The 16,077-nt window shown below is 71.6% G+C and carries 10 protein-coding genes and 2 pseudogenes; 6 read left to right on the top strand and 6 right to left on the bottom strand.

What is annotated here, in order from left to right; genetic code table 11:
* Positions 1-42: 42 nt before the first annotated feature.
* Positions 43-3,612 carry a BREX-2 system adenine-specific DNA-methyltransferase PglX gene (gene pglX, locus V6V16_RS22400; RefSeq protein WP_334564996.1) on the bottom strand — a complete coding sequence of 1,190 codons (3,570 nt, stop codon included), beginning with the start codon at positions 3,610-3,612 and terminating at the stop codon, positions 43-45.
* Between the two features lie 72 nt (positions 3,613-3,684).
* Positions 3,685-3,923 (bottom strand): annotated as a pseudogene (locus V6V16_RS22405) (winged helix-turn-helix domain-containing protein).
* A gap of 372 nt (positions 3,924-4,295) precedes the next feature.
* Here V6V16_RS22405 and V6V16_RS22410 point away from each other — a divergent pair.
* The 3 genes from V6V16_RS22410 to V6V16_RS22420 all read left to right on the top strand — a co-directional run bounded on the left by V6V16_RS22410 (position 4,296) and on the right by V6V16_RS22420 (position 5,904).
* On the top strand, positions 4,296-4,535 hold the full coding sequence (locus V6V16_RS22410; protein WP_334564998.1) for a DivIVA domain-containing protein: 240 nt from the start codon (positions 4,296-4,298) through the stop codon (positions 4,533-4,535).
* Positions 4,532-4,882 carry a hypothetical protein gene (locus V6V16_RS22415; RefSeq protein WP_334565000.1) on the top strand — a complete coding sequence of 117 codons (351 nt, stop codon included), beginning with the start codon at positions 4,532-4,534 and terminating at the stop codon, positions 4,880-4,882. Before V6V16_RS22410 ends, V6V16_RS22415 begins: the two co-directional genes overlap by 4 nt.
* A 386-nt stretch (positions 4,883-5,268) precedes the next feature.
* Positions 5,269-5,904 (top strand): DUF4304 domain-containing protein, encoded by a 636-nt coding sequence (locus V6V16_RS22420; protein WP_334565002.1) that lies wholly within the window; start codon positions 5,269-5,271, stop codon positions 5,902-5,904.
* Between the two features lie 130 nt (positions 5,905-6,034).
* Here the strand turns inward: V6V16_RS22420 and pglW are convergent, their stop codons facing one another.
* A complete protein-coding gene (gene pglW / locus V6V16_RS22425) occupies positions 6,035-10,426 on the bottom strand; it encodes a BREX system serine/threonine kinase PglW (RefSeq protein ID WP_334565003.1) in 4,392 nt (1,463 codons plus the stop codon).
* Between the two features lie 83 nt (positions 10,427-10,509).
* Positions 10,510-11,079, bottom strand: a complete 570-nt coding sequence (locus V6V16_RS22430; RefSeq protein WP_334565005.1) for a hypothetical protein — start codon at positions 11,077-11,079, stop codon at positions 10,510-10,512.
* Positions 11,080-11,453: 374 nt separating this feature from the next.
* Between V6V16_RS22430 and V6V16_RS22435 the strand changes: the two are divergent.
* Positions 11,454-12,050 (top strand): annotated as a pseudogene (locus V6V16_RS22435) (ADP-ribosylglycohydrolase family protein); the annotation flags it as partial.
* Positions 12,051-12,304: 254 nt separating this feature from the next.
* On the top strand, positions 12,305-12,766 hold the full coding sequence (locus tag V6V16_RS22440) for a hypothetical protein (protein ID WP_334565012.1): 462 nt from the start codon (positions 12,305-12,307) through the stop codon (positions 12,764-12,766).
* Positions 12,767-12,787: 21 nt separating this feature from the next.
* Here the strand turns inward: V6V16_RS22440 and V6V16_RS22445 are convergent, their stop codons facing one another.
* Together V6V16_RS22445 and V6V16_RS22450 are read right to left on the bottom strand one after the other, a co-directional pair.
* A complete protein-coding gene (locus V6V16_RS22445) occupies positions 12,788-14,413 on the bottom strand; it encodes an ABC transporter permease (protein WP_334565007.1) in 1,626 nt (541 codons plus the stop codon).
* The gene (locus V6V16_RS22450) at positions 14,410-15,342 is read right to left on the bottom strand and encodes an ABC transporter ATP-binding protein (RefSeq protein ID WP_334565009.1); all 933 of its coding nucleotides are present in this window, start codon (positions 15,340-15,342) and stop codon (positions 14,410-14,412) included. Before V6V16_RS22450 ends, V6V16_RS22445 begins: the two co-directional genes overlap by 4 nt.
* A 107-nt stretch (positions 15,343-15,449) precedes the next feature.
* On the opposite strand from V6V16_RS22450, the gene V6V16_RS22455 reads away from it, so the two are divergent.
* Positions 15,450-16,077, top strand: a 628-nt coding sequence (locus V6V16_RS22455; protein ID WP_334565011.1) for a TetR/AcrR family transcriptional regulator, incomplete at its 3' end; no start/stop codon positions are given.

Here is a 16,077-nt window from a genome sequence, read left to right on the forward strand (position 1 = left end):
GTAGAACCGTCGCCGAGGAACCCCCGGACGTGAATCCGCCACCTATGCCTTGGCTTTACGACCGCGGGTGGCCTTCGGTGGGCGCCAGGACGTCAGCGCCTCGTCGGTGAGGTGCAGGCGGTTGGTGGTCTCGGCGAGAAAGCCGGCGTAGATGTCCGCCGGCGAGGCACCCCACTCCGGGTCGAATTCGCCGTGCCACTGGCGTACCCAGGGGAGGATCTCGCGCAGCCCCGCGACCAGCGGCGACAGCCGGTCGGCGGCCCAGCCGTCCTCCTGCTCGCGGGCCACGATCAGGGTGGCCAGGGCCTGGGCCTGCTCGCGGTGGTCCCAACCGGCCCAGCCGACCAGCAGCGACGGGTCACCGTCGCGGCTGGCTCCCGGGTACGAGACGAACCGCTCCTTGGGCACGTCGAGCTTGCCCCGGTGCTTCCAGTAGCTGCCCTTGAGGAAGTCCGCCGAGGTGTACTTCGGCGGCACCGGGATCTGCTTGCGGAACTCCCGCTTCGCCGCCTCGTCGGGCAGCGCGTCCTCCTGCCGCTGCAGGTCCCACACGTGCTCCCAGTCGGCGCGCTTGGCCAGCCCGGAGTCCTTGTAGCGCAGTGCGGCCAGGTGTGGCACGTGCTCGTCGGCGACAAGATCGGCGATCACCTTGCCGAGATCCTGGCCGGGCGCGTACAGGTTGGCGACGTTGAGCACGTCGTCGTCCCGGCGCAACTCGTCGGCGAGCTGGGCGGTGGTCAGCGGACGCGGCTGCTCCAGCCCGTCGACGTGGTGGTACCACAGCTCACGCGCCTCGCACCGGTCGAGCAGCCAGTCGCGCAGCGCCTTGCGCCGCATCGCGTCCCAGCCCTCGGTGGCCCAGCGGCGCTTGCACTCCGGCCGCTCGATCAGCCCGATGTTGCGGTTGCTCTCGATCACCGCGATCCGCCGCTGCACGACCGCCTTGTACTCGTCGGACCAGTACGCCGGCAGCTCCGTGATGGGCGTCGACCCATGCCGGGTAAACCACTGCGTCTCCAGGCCCTCGTCGCGCATCTTGCGGGCGAGCACGATCTCGAACGCCCGCTGCCCGAGCTGCAGCATCGGCGGCCGGACGCTCTCCGGGGCGGTCAGATCCTCGTCCAGCAGCCCGTAGAGCGAGTAGACCTGCCAGTCCAACTCCTCCTGCAAGCAGATCATCATCCCCCGGACCGCGTGCCACTCGTAGCTGGCGGCATCCAGCCGGTCGCGGGTCGGCACCCCGGAGCCCGCGACCGCCGCCGGGGTCACGGTGGCGAGCCGCTGCGCCGCGCCGTCGATCTCCCGGCTCAACTCCAGGGGGTACGCCGACGGCAGCGGAAACTCCTGCAGCTTTGTACCAGGGAACTCGTAAAACCGTTCCCATTCCTCGTTGGTGAAGCCGCCAGTACCGGACTGACCACCCTTATTGTGGCTCACCTGCTTTAACCAGAAGCAGGCGAGCGAGCTATTCAAAACGCCTGCCAGCGACGTCTTTTGATCCGCAGTCAACGACGAAAGACGAATGACAGGGGCAGACTCCTTCAACACGCCTTCTAGTTTTTGAACGAAGTGATTATGGGTAGCTACGAGCGGATAGGCAATCAGCGAATCAAGGAGCAACTTGTCTCGATAAATCTCGCGCCACTCATACCACGCGCAGCCGCGATCCCGCATGGAAACGCTGAACTTTTTGCGTTCGTACAGCGCTTCCTTAAGGGGCCACAGGAAGCGCCACACGGCGTCCACCTCCCTCAAGGGAAGAAGTTTCCATTCAACGTCATATGGAGCAATTAGGGAGGCACCTGGCTCCACACCCCAGTCGCGAATTTGTACACCTTCGACACTCGGTACAGCGCTACCCACCTTCCGCAACACAGCCGCTGACGGTCGGACAACATAGGCGGCATCTTCGCCCGTTGTAACCACGCGTCCCAGTTCTGCAACCTCCTTAAGCTGACGGCGACCGCCGGAAACCCGTACAGCCAACTCTGATGCCCCGCCTCCGCTGACGCTCCACGGGTGACGATCAAACTGTGTCCGGGGCGAATCCGCAACGCTTACCCAGCGACTTTGAGAACCGGGACAATCCGCCTGCTCGACAATTGCTCGCCAAACTTGGCCATATGCCGGATTCTCCGGCTCCTTGGGCTCGGCACGCACTCCCAAAACCGTACGGATGGTGTCTTGACGATTGCGATCACGTCGACGGCCAATGAGAATGACGGTAGGCGTGCCATGACCAGGGATGTGAGCACCAGACGTGTCAATGATATGAGTTAGATCAACCTTACGACTGAAAAAATTCTCAATGAGACGCTTCCCAAATTCACGCTTCATGAAAGAGTTGGAGGTAATTTGTCCGACGATCCCAGCGTTAGATCCATCCGCATCAGCTTGCCTTGCCAGCTCAAAGAACCTCTGCCCGAACGGCGCAGTCAACGCGTATTCGCGATAGCAAGTTTCGTAGGCACCACGGTATAGCTCGTTGAGCCGGCGATCTTTCACTTGAATGTAGGGCGGGTTGCCTACCACGACATGGTACCGGCCTTGCTCGAGAAGGCCTGGATGTTCGTGCACATCCTCTGTGGCGTAGTGGAAGTCGGCAGAATCAGCAGATCCAGCCACAGGAAGGGAGAGCTGACGATTCTTGATCAGAGAGTCGCCTACGGCGAGCTCCACGGATAGGACATAGCTGGCGGCATCAGCGAGAACTTTGACGCCGCAGGCATTTAGAGCCGCAACGATCAGGCGGAAGCGGGCGATGGCTATGGCGAACGGGTTGATGTCGACGCCGTGGACGGCATCGAGGGCGAGCCGTACTCGCTCGTGGGGATCGCGGTTGGGGGCGTGTCGCTCCCACTCCTTGAGGAGGCGGTGGAAGGCGCCGAGGACGAAGTGGCCCGAGCCGCAGGTCGGGTCGATCATCTTGACCACGTCGTGGCCGAACTCTTCGATTGCCGGGGTGAGGGTCAGGTCGAGGATGAACTCCTCGACGAACTCCGGCGTCTGAAGCAGGGCGTAGGTCTTTCGGGCCGCCTCGGAGAGGTCCTGGTAGAGGTCGCCGAGGAAGCGGGTGTCCCACCCCGGGTCGGTGAAGTCGTGCGTCAGGCCGCCGGTCTCGCCGCGTCGACGCCAGAAGGCGATGAGGTTTTTCGCCTCGTCGTGCGAGAGCGGAATCTGGTATAGCGGGTTGTGCCGCTTGTCGAACAGCGACTTGCCGGCCTGGGTGCTGGCGATGGCGTCGAAGCTCTGGTGCAGCCAGTCGCGCAGCGTCTTGTCGGGCTGCTCGCGGAAGAACTGCGCCTCAGCCTCCTCAGCCAGCACCAGCCGGTCCCCCGGTCCCGCGAGGTAGGGGTCTGGCAGCAGGCCGTTGTCTTCGCAGAAGCGTACGAAGACGGTGCCGAGCACCCAGGCGACGGCGACCTGCGTGACGCGCTCGTCGCGCCAGGCCGCCCAGGTGGCGGCGGTACGCCCGACCTTGAAGGCGTGGTCGTACTCGCCACGCAGGCGGAGGCGCACCTCCTCGACCGACTCGGCCTGCTCTCGCAGGTCCTTTTCCAGGTTCTTGACCTGCTTCTGCAGGTCGGACAAGAGCAGCTTCCGGTCGATCACCCGACGACTCTAGCCGTCCCGTCAACGGGACGGGGGTACCCGTTGGGTCCGTTACCGTCGCCGGTCCGCTACCTACGGCTCCCGCATCCAGGTCCTCGGGTCGGTGACGAAGATGCCCTTGCCCTGGTGCCGCCGAATGACGCGCAGTGCTTCGAGCCGCACGTAGACCATCTGGATGGTGGACGTGCGGCTCGGTAGTCCGTCGCCATTTGGGCGATCGGCGGCAGCTTGTCCTCGGGCTTGAGCCTCTTGGCCTTGACACCGGCGATGATGTCGTCGGCGATGCGGATGTAGTCGGGTGTTGTAGGCATGGCGCTCCTTGCGTGGCTCGCCAATTCGATCACGAACCGCCTACGAACGACAACAACCAGTGGTTGACATACACGAGTAAGTCGTTAGTGTGGGCGACGGGCCGCTCCTCGCGTGGCAACGAGTTCGGCTCATCCCCTGGTCGGGGCGGGTGTTCGTGCCCGTCCCGGCCCTGTCCGGCTGCTCTGCTGTCGTACCGCCGAATCGGGCTGCGGCGGCCGAGCGGGCGGGTCGTCCGCGGCCCCCTCGCGGACGACCCGCCCTTCCAGACCCCACCGCGCGGAGCCTGCGCTCCCGCCTGCCCTGGAGAGAGGAACGTCGTGGCCCAGGTGTACCGAGGTGCTCAGCCCCATCCCGCCGGCTACCCGGGCCGGTTGACGCCGCACGAGGTGCGGACCCGCGAGTTCGCCGCGCGCCGGCGTGGCGTCGACCCCGTGGAGGTACGCGAGTTCCAGGCCCGGGTCTCCGACGAGCTGGCCATGCTCAACGAGACGGTACGGCTGCTCACCCAGGAGAACGACCGGATCAGGCGGGCGCTGCGCGACTGGCAGACCATGCACGCCCGGGAGTGCCGGCCTCCGGAGGAGCACCACCGCAACTCCGGTCACTGGTGACCGCGCGCCCCTCCCCCGGCGACCTGCTGATCGTCGACGGCCGCGCGTCGGTGCAGTTCGCCGGGGAGCGCGCCCTGACCTTCCGCGTCGTCTCGGTCTGCGGCCAACCGACGTACGCCGGCTGGATCTGGCTGACCGGCTACGTCCTGAACCGGCGCGGCGAGGCGACCGCCAAGCGCGAAATCTACGTCCAGCTTGCCGGCCTCCGCCCTGCTCGCGCTCCTGACACCACGGCCCGCCGCGCCCCGCACTCCCGCCGCGCCTCGTCCTATGCTCGGCGACCTGATCAGGGCAGCGCCGCGACTGGCGACCGCTCGGGGCTGCGTGCTGGGGCTGATGCTGGGTGACGCCATCGGCGCGACGGCTGGCACGGTGCCGGCGAGCGGGCCGTTGCGCGCAACGAGCGCTGGCCGACTCGCCCGCTTCACGGTAGAAGGTCTGATCCGCGCTCACGTGCGCGGCATGTACAAGGGGCTGACCGGCGACGGTGGCCGGCGCTCTCCTGGGCGCCACGCACGGCCCGGCTGCCCTGCCCGTCGACTGGCTGTCCCGGCTGGAACTGGCCTGGGTCGCCGACACCCGGGCTCCACGGCAGGGTCAGGCCGGCGGTGACGAAGTCGAGGTACTGGGGCACTCCTTCGGCGAACCAGCTCAGACGGGGCAGATCGCGGATCGAATCTGCGTCGGCTCCTCGCGCTGCACCGACTCCGGTGGACGACCGTATCGTCGGGTCATGGCGAAACTCGATGTGGTAGTACGCGGCCTGCTGCATGACATCGGCGTGGCCTTGCATCCACGGGGCTTTCGTAGCTCCGGTGCGGTGTGGCGGCTGATCACGCCCGAAGGTGTCGCCGTTATTCGCAAACAGCCGTCGCAGTGGTCACGGCCCACCGCGAAAATGTTCTACATCGATACCGCAGTGGCCCCGAAGGAGTGGTGGGAGTGGATGGCGTGGAGGACCGGGCAGACCCAGCCGATGAACATGGCGAGCGAGATCTACAGCATCGGCCTCATGGAACCCCGGGTGCCGTGCCCCCACCCGACCGACAGTGACCGCGAGCGCTGGCAGGTGACAGCCGACACCGATGTGGATCGGCTGCACGCCGATCTCCTCACTGGCGTGACGCGGGCGGCGGATCGGCTGGTCGAACTGCTGCAGCCAGGCCGCTACCTGGCCGAGCTGAGCGCATTGCCCAACAAGCAGATCGGCCATTGGCCACCACTGGTCATCCTGCTCTCCGGGCGAGGACCGTCGCCGGAACTGGATGCTGCCTGCGCCGGATTACGCGCGGCTTTCGCCGAGCGGCCCCGGGCGGCCGAATACGTCGACGAACTCATCGGCTGGGCGCATGCCCGCGCGTCGCGCTGAGCGCTGGGGCGCGCTCCAAGGTGGGACGGGTCCACAGCCGCGGCAGGGCCCCTGGTCTTTCTGTGGACACCGATGGGGTGAGCCAGCGCCCACGATACGGCCGCCAAAGAGTAGGTGACCCCCTCGGTCGTCAGACGGTCGACACGCTGCGGTGGGCGTTGACGACCCAGGCGTCCGGTAGGGCGATCCACTCGTTGTCGCCCACCCGCACCACCGCACCGTCCAGTTTGGGCAGCAGCGCCGGGTCCTCCATCGGGCAGAGCAGCCACACGTCGCCCACCCCGGTCCGCGCCGCGTCGGCCAGCTCGTGGAGCCGGTCCACCGCCCGGTAGCGCGCCAGCACCGCCGCGTCGTGCAGCAGCACCGGCCCCTCACCGGCCCGCAACTCCGCGCGCAGCTCGGGCACGGCGAGCTGCCACGCCTGTTCGGCGTACTCGCCCAGCTTGATCGCCGGCCGGGAGCCGGGCTCCGCGATGTCGGCCCTCAGCACCGTCTCCCAGGTCGGCTTCGGACGCGCGTCGACCAGGGCGTGCAGGTGGTCCAGGAAACGGGCCGCCACGTTCACCGGCCGGGCGTCGAAGCGCCGGATGAGTTCCTCGCGGGCCGGGGCGTACCGGTTGAGGCGTACCGTCAGGGCCCGGAACCCACCGGCCGACCTGGCGCCCGTCAGGCGCTCCTCGGCCCGCATCGCCGCCGCCAGCTCCGGCGACTCCGCCGTCCACCGGCTCGGCGCGGCCGTAGCCGACGGACGACGCTGCACGTACGACATCGAGGACGACGCGTTGCGGGGTGGCGGCGGGACGTACCGGTCGCGGTCCCAGCGCAGCTCGAAACCGGCCTCGGCCAGTAGCCGGTCCAGCTTCGGGTGCGGCGGCAGCGGGTCCAGCTCGGGGAACCGCGCGGCCACCCGGTCGGCGACCTGCGTGGGGGTCAGGCCGCGCCGCTTGTCGGGCCCGGCCGCCGGGGGCACCACACCGGCCTGGGCCAGCCGCAGCGCCCGCACCGGGTCGAGGTCGCGAGGATAGAGCTCCAGCCGCGCGGTCGCGGCGGCCCGCTCCGAGGCCACCGCCGCGAGCAGCACCCGTCGCCGCTCGTCGATCGCGTCGGCCGCCCCGCCGGGCGCGGTCACGGCCGCGAGGGTACGCAGCACCGTCGCCGGGCTGGGCAGCACCTCGCTGGCGGCGAGCCGGTCGGCGGCCTTGCCGAGCGCGTCGGCGTAGTCGAGCAGGGCCGGCGCGGCCGGGGTGTCGGGGCCGTCGTCCTCGCCCGCCTCCAGGGCCACCAGCAGTCGCTCGCCGTGGCGGCGCAGCAGCAGGCGCGGCTCGTCGGCGAGGGCGTCGACCTCCACGGCGGCCCGCACCGCGGCGAGCGCCACCGCCCGGCGCAGCGCGTCGCCCGTACGCACCGAGCCCCGGCTGCCGAGCAGCGCCGTGGCCAGCTCGCCGACGCCCATCACCCGGCCGCCGTCGCGCAACAGCTCGATGATCTGCGTACGCACGCTGCCGACCACGGGGATGTGGTGCCAGCGTTTGCGCTGCTTGCCGAGGATCTGCGCGATGCGGGCGGAGCTCACGCCCAGCGCGGTGGCGACCTGCGGCTGTTGCGGCCAGGGCGGCAGCGCCGGCAGCGTGCCGGAGGAGTCGGGCAGGTGCAGCAGCAGCCGCGTGCCCTCGATCTCGGTGTCGTTGCGGCCGTTCTTCGCCGGCAGCAGCAGCGTGGCGATCGCGTCCACGCCGACGCGTACCAGATCGGCGTCGCCATGCCCGGCGTCGGTCTCGGTGGCTGCCTCGGCGGTGGCCGCCCTGCGGGCGGCGGGGGTGGTGGGGATGGTCTCCCGCTCCCCCAGCCGGCCGCGCCACTCCTTGACCCGGCGCTGCAGCTCCTTGCGGGTCCGCGCGCCGAGGCCGGGCAGGGTGGCGAGCTTGTTCGCCACGGTGAGCAACTCGCCGACGGTGGTGGCCTCCAGCCGGTGGGCGGCGGAGACGGCCCGCGGGGTGAGGCCGGCAGCCTCCAGCGCGGTGGCCCGGGTCGCCCTGGTCGCGGCCTCGTCGCGGGCCGCCTCGGCGGCCTGCTCGTCCGGCTCGTCGGCCTCGATCTCCGGGTGGTCGGTGCCGACCGGAGCGCTCGCGTCGGAGCGTCGGAACACCTGGTGCCAGGCGTCGCGCATGTCCTTCAGCGAGGTGAACCGCTGCCGGTGGTCGCGGTGCAGCGCCTGCCGGAAGAAGTCGACCAGATCGTCGCGGATCGCCGGGTCGAACGCCTCCACGGCCAGCACCGGCGGGCCCTCGGTGAGCTGCGGCTCCGTGCCGCCGTCGCCCCAGACCGGCAGCTCGCCGGAGGCCATCTCGTGCAGGGTGACCGCGAGGGCGTACCACTCGGCGTGCTTGTCGTAGACCTGCCGGTTGGCGGTGCCGAGGAACGGGTCCAGGTAGCGGGGGGTGCCGGCGGCGGTCTCCTTGACCGAGACGCCGGCCAGGGAGAAGTCGAACAGCACCAGTTGGCGGGTGCGGTTGGGGCGGATCCGGATGGCGATGTTGTCGGGCTTGATGTCGCGGTGGTAGACGCCCTCGCCCTCCAGGTAGTCGAGCGCGCCGAAGAGGTAGTGGCTGTAGGTCTCCAACTCGTCGACGGTCAACCGGCCGTCGTCGCGCAGCTTACGTGCCAGCGTCAGCTCACCCGCGTGCTCCAGCACCACGACGGTGCGGGTGCCGAGTTGCAGGGGCTCGGGCCGGGCCAGCCGGATCACCCGGGAGTCGGTGAGCGGGCCGAGCACCCGGGCCTCGTGCGCCAGCCGGGCGCCCTTCTCGTCTGAGAGGCCGACCTTGAGCACCTCGTCCTTGCCGGTGCGCTCGTTGTGCGCCAGGAACGCCCGGCACGTCGAGCCCGTGCCGAGGCTCTTCCTGATCGTCCACTCGCTGACCCGGTCCCCGCCGCGCGCCTCCAGCGGGTCGACCTGCTCCGGCTCCGGTTCCTCCGGGTGCACCGAGCCGGGCGGCGGGGCGGTCAGCTCGTCCTCGACCTCCTGCAGCATCTCGACGAACTCGGCGACGGTGGTGAGTCGCTGCGTCGGCACCGGGGCGGTGGCCGCCTGGATCAGCTCGTCGGCGAAGAGGCTGATTCCGTCGGCCACGGCGGTGGCGCGCAGCCCGTTGTCGCGGGCCAGCCGGGAAAGCAGCTCGGGGCGCTTCGCCGCTGGCGGCTCCCCGGTCAGGATCAGGTACGCGAGCGCGCCCAGCCCGAAGACGTCCATCGCCACCGCGTCGGGCTTCGGGGCGGTCAGCTCCGGCGCGAGGTACGCCTCGGCGGAGTGCTCGATGTGCGAGGCGGCGTGCGAGGAGTGGGTCACCGGGTCACCGCTGCTGCCGCCGGCGGTGTCGGCACCCCGGGTGGCCGCCTGCCAGTCGCTGACCTGCAACTGCGGCACCAGCCAGGCCTCGTCCTCGCTGCCGCCCCGACGCCGCCGACCCGGGCTGACCAGCACGCTGCGGGCCGACAGGGCGCGATGGTGCAGCCGCCGGCGGTGAGCATAGGCCACCGTCTCGGCGAGCTGACGGATCATGGCGAGCCGGCTCAGCGCGTCGAGGCGGTCGCCGTACTGGGCCATGTAGTGGTCCAGCCGGATGGAGCGGTGGTCGTAGCGGAAGATCAGCGCGGGCCCGGCCTCGTGCGACTCCATCGAGTCGACCCGCACGATGCCCGGGTGGTTGATGCCGTGCAGCACGGTCATCTCGCGCTTGGCGGCGCGTTCGATGCTGGCCCGCTCGGACTGCACCGCGTTGCGCTCGACCAGATAGATCCGGATCCGCCGGTGCTCCCGCTCCAGCTCCCGGTGCCGGGCATGGTGGTCCTGCCACGTTGGCCCGAGGTCGAACGGGCGGGTGTCGAGCTCCCACGCCCCGATCTGGTAGTGCTTGCGGCTGCGGGCGATGCCGACGGCCTTGAGCAGTTCCGGCAGTGCTGCGGACATCTCCTTGGTGACCCGCTGCCGCTCGTCCTGTGGCGGGCGCCGCAGCAGCGAGCCGATCGTCGGCAGGGGGCCCGGCTGATGGCCGGGTGCGGGCTCGGGACCGTGGATGCCGTGCAGGTGGTGCTCGGCGAGGTTGACGATCAGGCCCGGCTTGGACAGGAAGACCGCCGCCTGCACGAACGGGATCCTGAGCGGCGGACCCTTACGCTGACTCGCCGCCACCTGGAGCAGAGACTTGATCTTCTTGGCCTTGGCGTCGGCGAGGTGCAGCGGGTTGTCGAACGTACGGGTGCCGCTGGGGCCGCGCAGGATCCAGTTGGAGCCGCTGGAGGTGAGCTGGCCGTTGAGGCTTTTGATCTCGATGAGGTAGAGCCCGCCCGGGCCCGCCACCAACAGATCGACCTCGTAGGGGTGGCCGGTCTGCGCGGTGAACGTGAAGTTCGACCAGGCACGGTACGGCTCGGTGTCGGGCAGCAGCGCCTGGACGTGCGCCAGCGCCTCCCGCTCGTGCGCGAACTGCGACGGCGTAATCGTCGTCCACCGGCCCTCCTGCATGCCGACGATCCTAGGGGCAGGTCAGCAGGTGGCGGTGACCGCCGTTCCGGTGGTCGCCACGGCGCCGTTCCGCCCGCCGGCCCCTACCCGCAGGAGTCGCAGTCACCGTTCCTGGGGAGCTGGACGAAGCAGGTGGGGCACACCGGCCGGCGGGGCTCGGGGGCCTGATCGCGTCGGCGTTTCAGGGTCTCCCGTAGCTTCGGCGCCAGCGCAGGTACGCCGCCACCCACCGGCAGAGCCGCCCCGAAGTGGCGGTAGCAGGCCAGCCGGGCCTGGGCGGCATGCTCCTCCCGGGCGATCTCGTCCGCCGGCTGTGGTTCCCCGGTGATCCGGAGGACCTCGTCGTATCCGGGGCCGACCATCCCGTCGTCGGCCCGCACGACCAGCGCGCTAAGCGGCGGATCACCCCGGCGGCGGGCCTCGCAAATGACCCGGTTGAGGACGTTGCCGATCCAGTTCTGCAGCAGGGCGGTCGTCCGAATGCCCGTGGCGGCTTGGAATCTGTCTCTCAGTTCGCCATAGGTGATGACCGCGTGGTAGCCCCGGGCCACCTCGACCAGGATGTCGTACGCGTGCTCGGCCCAGATGTCCCAGGCCTCCTGCGCGCTGATCTGGTCGCCGTTTTCCCGCCAGTACCCACGCTGTCGCAGCACGCTTCCTCCTACGCGGACGGTGCGGCCAGCTCCGCAGGGAGAGCGTAGGTGCAGAGGCACGATCCGGATGTCCCTGCCCTGTGAGCCACGTCCCGGCGCAGCGGCGGGCGCTCCCGGCCTCCGCCGGCGGGCGCCCCCGCCCCACCATGGCCCCGCAGCACCGGCTCCTATGCTTCACGGCGTGACCGCGGTGACGGCGGAGCAGCTCGCGACCGCTCGGGGCTGCGTGCTCGGGCTGATGCTCGGTGACGCCATCGGCGCGACAGGCGGCACGGTGCCCGCGGCCGGGTCGCGGGCGGCGACCAGCGCCGGGCAGCTCGCCTGCTTCACCGTCGACGGCCTGATCCGCGCCCACGTCCGGCAACGGCACCGGGGCGCACGCGCTCACCCGCACCCTGCCGGTCAGCCTCTACCCGTGCGACCCGGCGGAGATGGCCGCCCTCACGCACGCCGGTGACGCTGTCGGTGCCGCCGGGCTGGGTGGTGCGGTGGTCCGTCTCCTCGCCGCGGGACGCCAACTCGTCGAGGCCTTGGAGAGCGTGGCGTCGGACCCGGGAGGCTTCGCCGAGGCGTCGGAGCGGTCCCTGGTTCCGGCGCTGGCCGCGGCCCGGCCGGACGCGCCCTCGACGGGCGAGCTGACCCGCCTCGCTCCCGACCCCAGGGCGGTTTCCGCGCTGGCGGGCGGCGTCTACGCCGTCGCCTGCTTCCCGGGGCGGGAGACGGTACGCGAGGCGCTCCTCTTCGCCGCCTCGGCCGGCGACGGCGGCCACGCCGTGACGGTGGCCGGCGCCCTGCTGGGTACGGCGCACGGGCCGGACGCGCTCCCGGTCGACTGGCTGTCCCGGCTGGAGCTGGCGTGGACGGCCGACACGCTGGCCCGAGACCTCGTCACCGAGCTGCACGACAGCCCGTCGGGAGGCGAGTACTTCCCCCCGACCGATCCCCACTGGAGGACCCGCTACCCCGGCTGACGCCAACAGCGAAGCGCCGCCACCGCTCGCTGCGCCACGGCGCCTGCACCCACGCCAGCGCCTCCCGCTCGTGCGTGAACCGCGACGGCTGAGCCTCCTTCACCGGCCCGCCGTCGGCCAGGGCAACTTTCCAGGTGCGAGGGCTTGACCCTCGAGTCGGTCGAGCCCCGAGCATGTGCCGCGAAGACCCGGCGGACGGCCGACGGGTCCCGACCCCGGGGAGCACAGTGGACAAGAACGACGGCGACGACGTCATGGCGCACATCGGCCGCGCCCTGGAACTGGGTGGAGCTGGCGACCGGAGCGCCGCACGCGTCGCCCTCACCGAACTCTGGGAGCGGGTCGGTGACACCGGGGACGCCCTGCACCGCTGCACCATCGCGCACCACCTGGCCGACCTTCAGGAATCGGTCGCGGACGAGGTGGCGTGGGACCGGCGCGCGCTGGCCGCCGTCGCCGACCTCAGCGACGAACGCGTCCAGCGGCAGCACGGGTCGTTGCGGGTCCGCGCCCTGCTGCCCTCCCTGCACCTCAACCTCGCCGACGGGTACCGCCGGGTCGGCGACGTCGCTTGTGCCCGGGAGCACCTGGCGCTCGCGACCCCCCTCGCTGTCGAGTTGCCGGACGACGCGTACGGCACGATGATCCGCGACGCGATCACACGGGTGGCCGCCCTTCTCGACGCCGGGTCCCGGGAACCCCTCGCCGCAGCGTGACACCCCGTCGTCAGGGACCCGTCAGCTGGGGACGTCGCGGCGGCGGAAGCCGGTCAGGCCGGCCGCCAGCAGTGCCGCCGCCACCGCCGTCAGCACGACCAGCGGCAGCGCCGCCGGGTCGACCGCCGGCACCGACGGCACGTGGGTGTAGGGCGACAGGTTCAGCGCCGCCTGCGGCAGGTCGAGCACCGCGCCCAGCTGCCCGAGCAGCAGGAACGCGATCAGTGCCGCCCAGGACAGCGCCACCGACCAGCGCGGCAGCAGCCCGAACAGCGCCGCCACCACCCCGGCCACCACCAGCAGGGCCGGCAGCCGCAGCAGCGCCGCCCCGCCCAGCTCGACGGCCCGGCCGAGGGGGTCGCCGGCGACCAGGCCGTAGCCGAGCCCGGTGGCGAGCCCGCCCAGCAGCACCAGGGCGAACGCGCCGAGCGTCGCGGCGGCCAGCTGGGTGGCGAACCAGCGGGTGCGGCCGACCGCCGTGGCGAGCACCGCCTCCAGCAGCCCGTCGGTCTCGTCGCCGCGCGTGCGCAGCAGCGCCTGCACGACGTACGCCCCGATCGCCAGGGCGAAGAGCCCCAGCATCGCCGCCAGGTACGCGTCGATCAGCCGGGTGCCGCCGCCCATCGCGCTGATCGCCTCGGCGGCGGCCGGGTTCTCCTCGATCATGGCGTTGAACTCGTCACCGGCGATACCCATCGAGAACCCGAGCACCGCCACCCCGACCGCCCAGCCGAGCAGGGCGCCGCGCTGCAACCGCCAGGCCAGCCCGGCGGGGCTGAGCAGGCCGGGTGCCGCCGCGGCCGGTCCGCGCCGGGGCGCGACGAGCCCGGCGCCGATGTCCCGCCGCTCGGCGAGCGCGTAGGCCGACGCCACCGCGGCGACCAGCAGCGCGACGGGCAGCGCCAGCACCCACCAGCGTTCGCCGCCGAAGGCACGCACCTGGTTGCCCCAGCCCAGCGGGGAGAGCCAGGACGGCCAGGCGCTGACCACCCGCAGGCCGCCGTCGGTCTGCTCGCCGAGCACGTCGCCGGCGGCGCGCAGCAGGAAGGCGATCCCGACGGCGGCGGCGGCGAGCGCGTTGGCGCCACGGGAGGTGACCGAGAGCTGGGCGGTGACGGCGGCTACTCCGGTGAACGCCACGCCGACGCCGCCGACGGCGGCGGCCGCGGCGACGGACCCGGCCGGGGGCAGGCCGGCGCCGGCCAGGGCGGCGGCGAGCAGGGCGGCGGCGGCCACGTTCGCCGCGACGACCACCAGCAGCGCGGCGGTGAGCAACGCGTACCGGCCGACGACGGAGGCGCCGAGCAGCTCCGCCCGGCCGGTCTCCTCGTTCTGCCGGGTGTGCCGGACCACCGCGAAGGTGCTCAGCAGGGCGGCGAGCAGGGCCAGCGTGACGTACGACTCGGCGACCACCACCGCGCCCAGGTCGGTGCCGACGACGGGCCCGTTGAACGCCCGGGCGACCAGGCTGGAGGCCGAGGTGCTGGCGTAGCCGACCCGGGCCGCCTCGTCGGGGTAGAACCCCTTGACGCTGCCGGCGAGGGCGTAGCCGAGCAGGGGCGTGCCGAGCACCCAGACGGCGAGCCGGATCCGGTCGCGGCGCAGCACGAGCCGGGCGAGCCGCCCGGTGCCGGTGAAGGCGCTCACCGGGCACCCGCCCGCCGGTCGGTGCCCGCGTGGCGCCCGTCGGCGGCGCGCCCGTCGCCGTAGTGGCGCAGGAACAGCTCCTCCAGGGTGGGCGGGGCGCTGGTCAGGGCGCGCACGCCGAAGCGGACGAGGTGCCCGAGCAGCTCGTCGAGGTGGGCGGGCTCGACCTCCAGGTGGGTGCGCCCGTCGATCTCGCGGACCTCGTGCACGCCGGGCAGCGCCGCCAGCCCGGTCATCGGCCGCGCGGTCTCGACGGTGACCGCCGTACGGGTGAGGTGGCGCAGTTCGGCGAGGCTGCCGGACTCGACGGTGCGGCCCTCGCGGATGATGCTGACCCGGCCGCAGAGCGCCTCGACCTCGGCGAGCACGTGGCTGGAGAGCAACACCGTGGCGCCGTCGCGGGTGAGCTGCCGCACCTCGTCCTGGAACACCGCCTCCATCAACGGGTCGAGCCCGGAGGTCGGCTCGTCGAGCACGTAGAGCTCGACGTCCGAGGCGAAGGCCGCGACGATGGCGACCTTCTGCCGGTTGCCCTTGGAGTAGGTGCGGCAGGTGCGCGTCGGGTCGAGGTCGAAGCGCTCCAGCAGGTCGTCGCGGCGGCGCCGGTCCAGGCCGCCGCGCAGCTCGCCGAAGAGGTCGATGGCCTCGCCGCCGGTGAGGTTCGGCCAGAGGTTCACGTCGCCCGGCACGTACGCCAGTCGACGGTGCAGGGCCACCGCGTCGCGCCAGGGGTCGGCGTCGAAGAGGCGTACGTCGCCCGCGTCGCGGCGCAGCAGGCCGAGCAGGACCCGGATGGTGGTGGACTTGCCGGAGCCGTTGGGGCCGAGGAAGCCGTGCACCTCCCCCGCCCCGACCCGCAGGTCGAGCCCGTCGAGTGCGCGGACGCTGCCGAACGTCTTGACCAGGTTCTCGATGGAGATGACGGGCATGACCCCTCCTGCCGCTGGCGGTGCCGACGACGCCACTGTACTGACCGACGGTCAGTCCGATCAACGGTGACGCCGCGCACCGGTCAGTCGCGGCTAGGCTTGCCGCCATGACCGCGGAGGTGCCCGACGACACGCGTACCCGGATCCTGCGCGCGGCGCTCGACCTCTTCGCCGAGCACGGCTACCAGCGCACCTCGCTGCGCCAGATCGCCGAGCGGCTGCGGCTGACCAAGGCGGCGATCCTCTACCACTTCCCCGCCAAGGAGCACCTGCTCGTCGCCCTGGTCGAGCCGCTGGTGGCCGACCTGGAGGCGCTGCTCGACGCGGCGGCGGCGGGGCCGGCCGAGCGGGCCCGCTGGACGGTGCTGGAGGGCTGGGTGGAGACCGTGCTGACCCACCGCCGCCCGCTCGGAATGCTCTTCCACGACATCGCGCTCATCACCCGGGGCGACGCCTACCACCGCCTGATGCGCATCGCGATGCGGGCCAACGAGCTGATCGCCGGGCCGGACGCCGGGCGCCGGGAGCGGGTCCGGGCGGTGCAGGCGGTCGCGACGTGCAGCGACCCCGTGGTCTTCTTCGCCGACGTGCCGGACGAGGTGCTGCGCGCCGACATGCTCGACGGCGTACGCCGGCTGCTGGGCGACCCGCCGGCCGGGTACGGGCGGGAGCCGGCGGGGGGCGCGGCCGGGGCCGGGGAGCCGGCGGCGGGCGGCGCGGGGCGGGTGCGGCGGC

Source organism: Micromonospora sp. CPCC 205561, assembly GCF_036906775.1.
GTDB lineage: Bacteria > Actinomycetota > Actinomycetes > Mycobacteriales > Micromonosporaceae > Micromonospora.

Excerpts from the sequence above, each read along its gene's own strand:
- V6V16_RS22440 (WP_334565012.1), top strand. The coding sequence starts at position 12,305 with ATGGCGCACATCGGCCGCGCCCTGGAACTGGGTGGAGCTGGCGACCGG.
- V6V16_RS22420 (WP_334565002.1), top strand. The coding sequence starts at position 5,269 with ATGGCGAAACTCGATGTGGTAGTACGCGGCCTGCTGCATGACATCGGC.
- pglW (WP_334565003.1), bottom strand. The coding sequence starts at position 10,426 with ATGCAGGAGGGCCGGTGGACGACGATTACGCCGTCGCAGTTCGCGCAC.
- V6V16_RS22450 (WP_334565009.1), bottom strand. The coding sequence starts at position 15,342 with ATGCCCGTCATCTCCATCGAGAACCTGGTCAAGACGTTCGGCAGCGTC.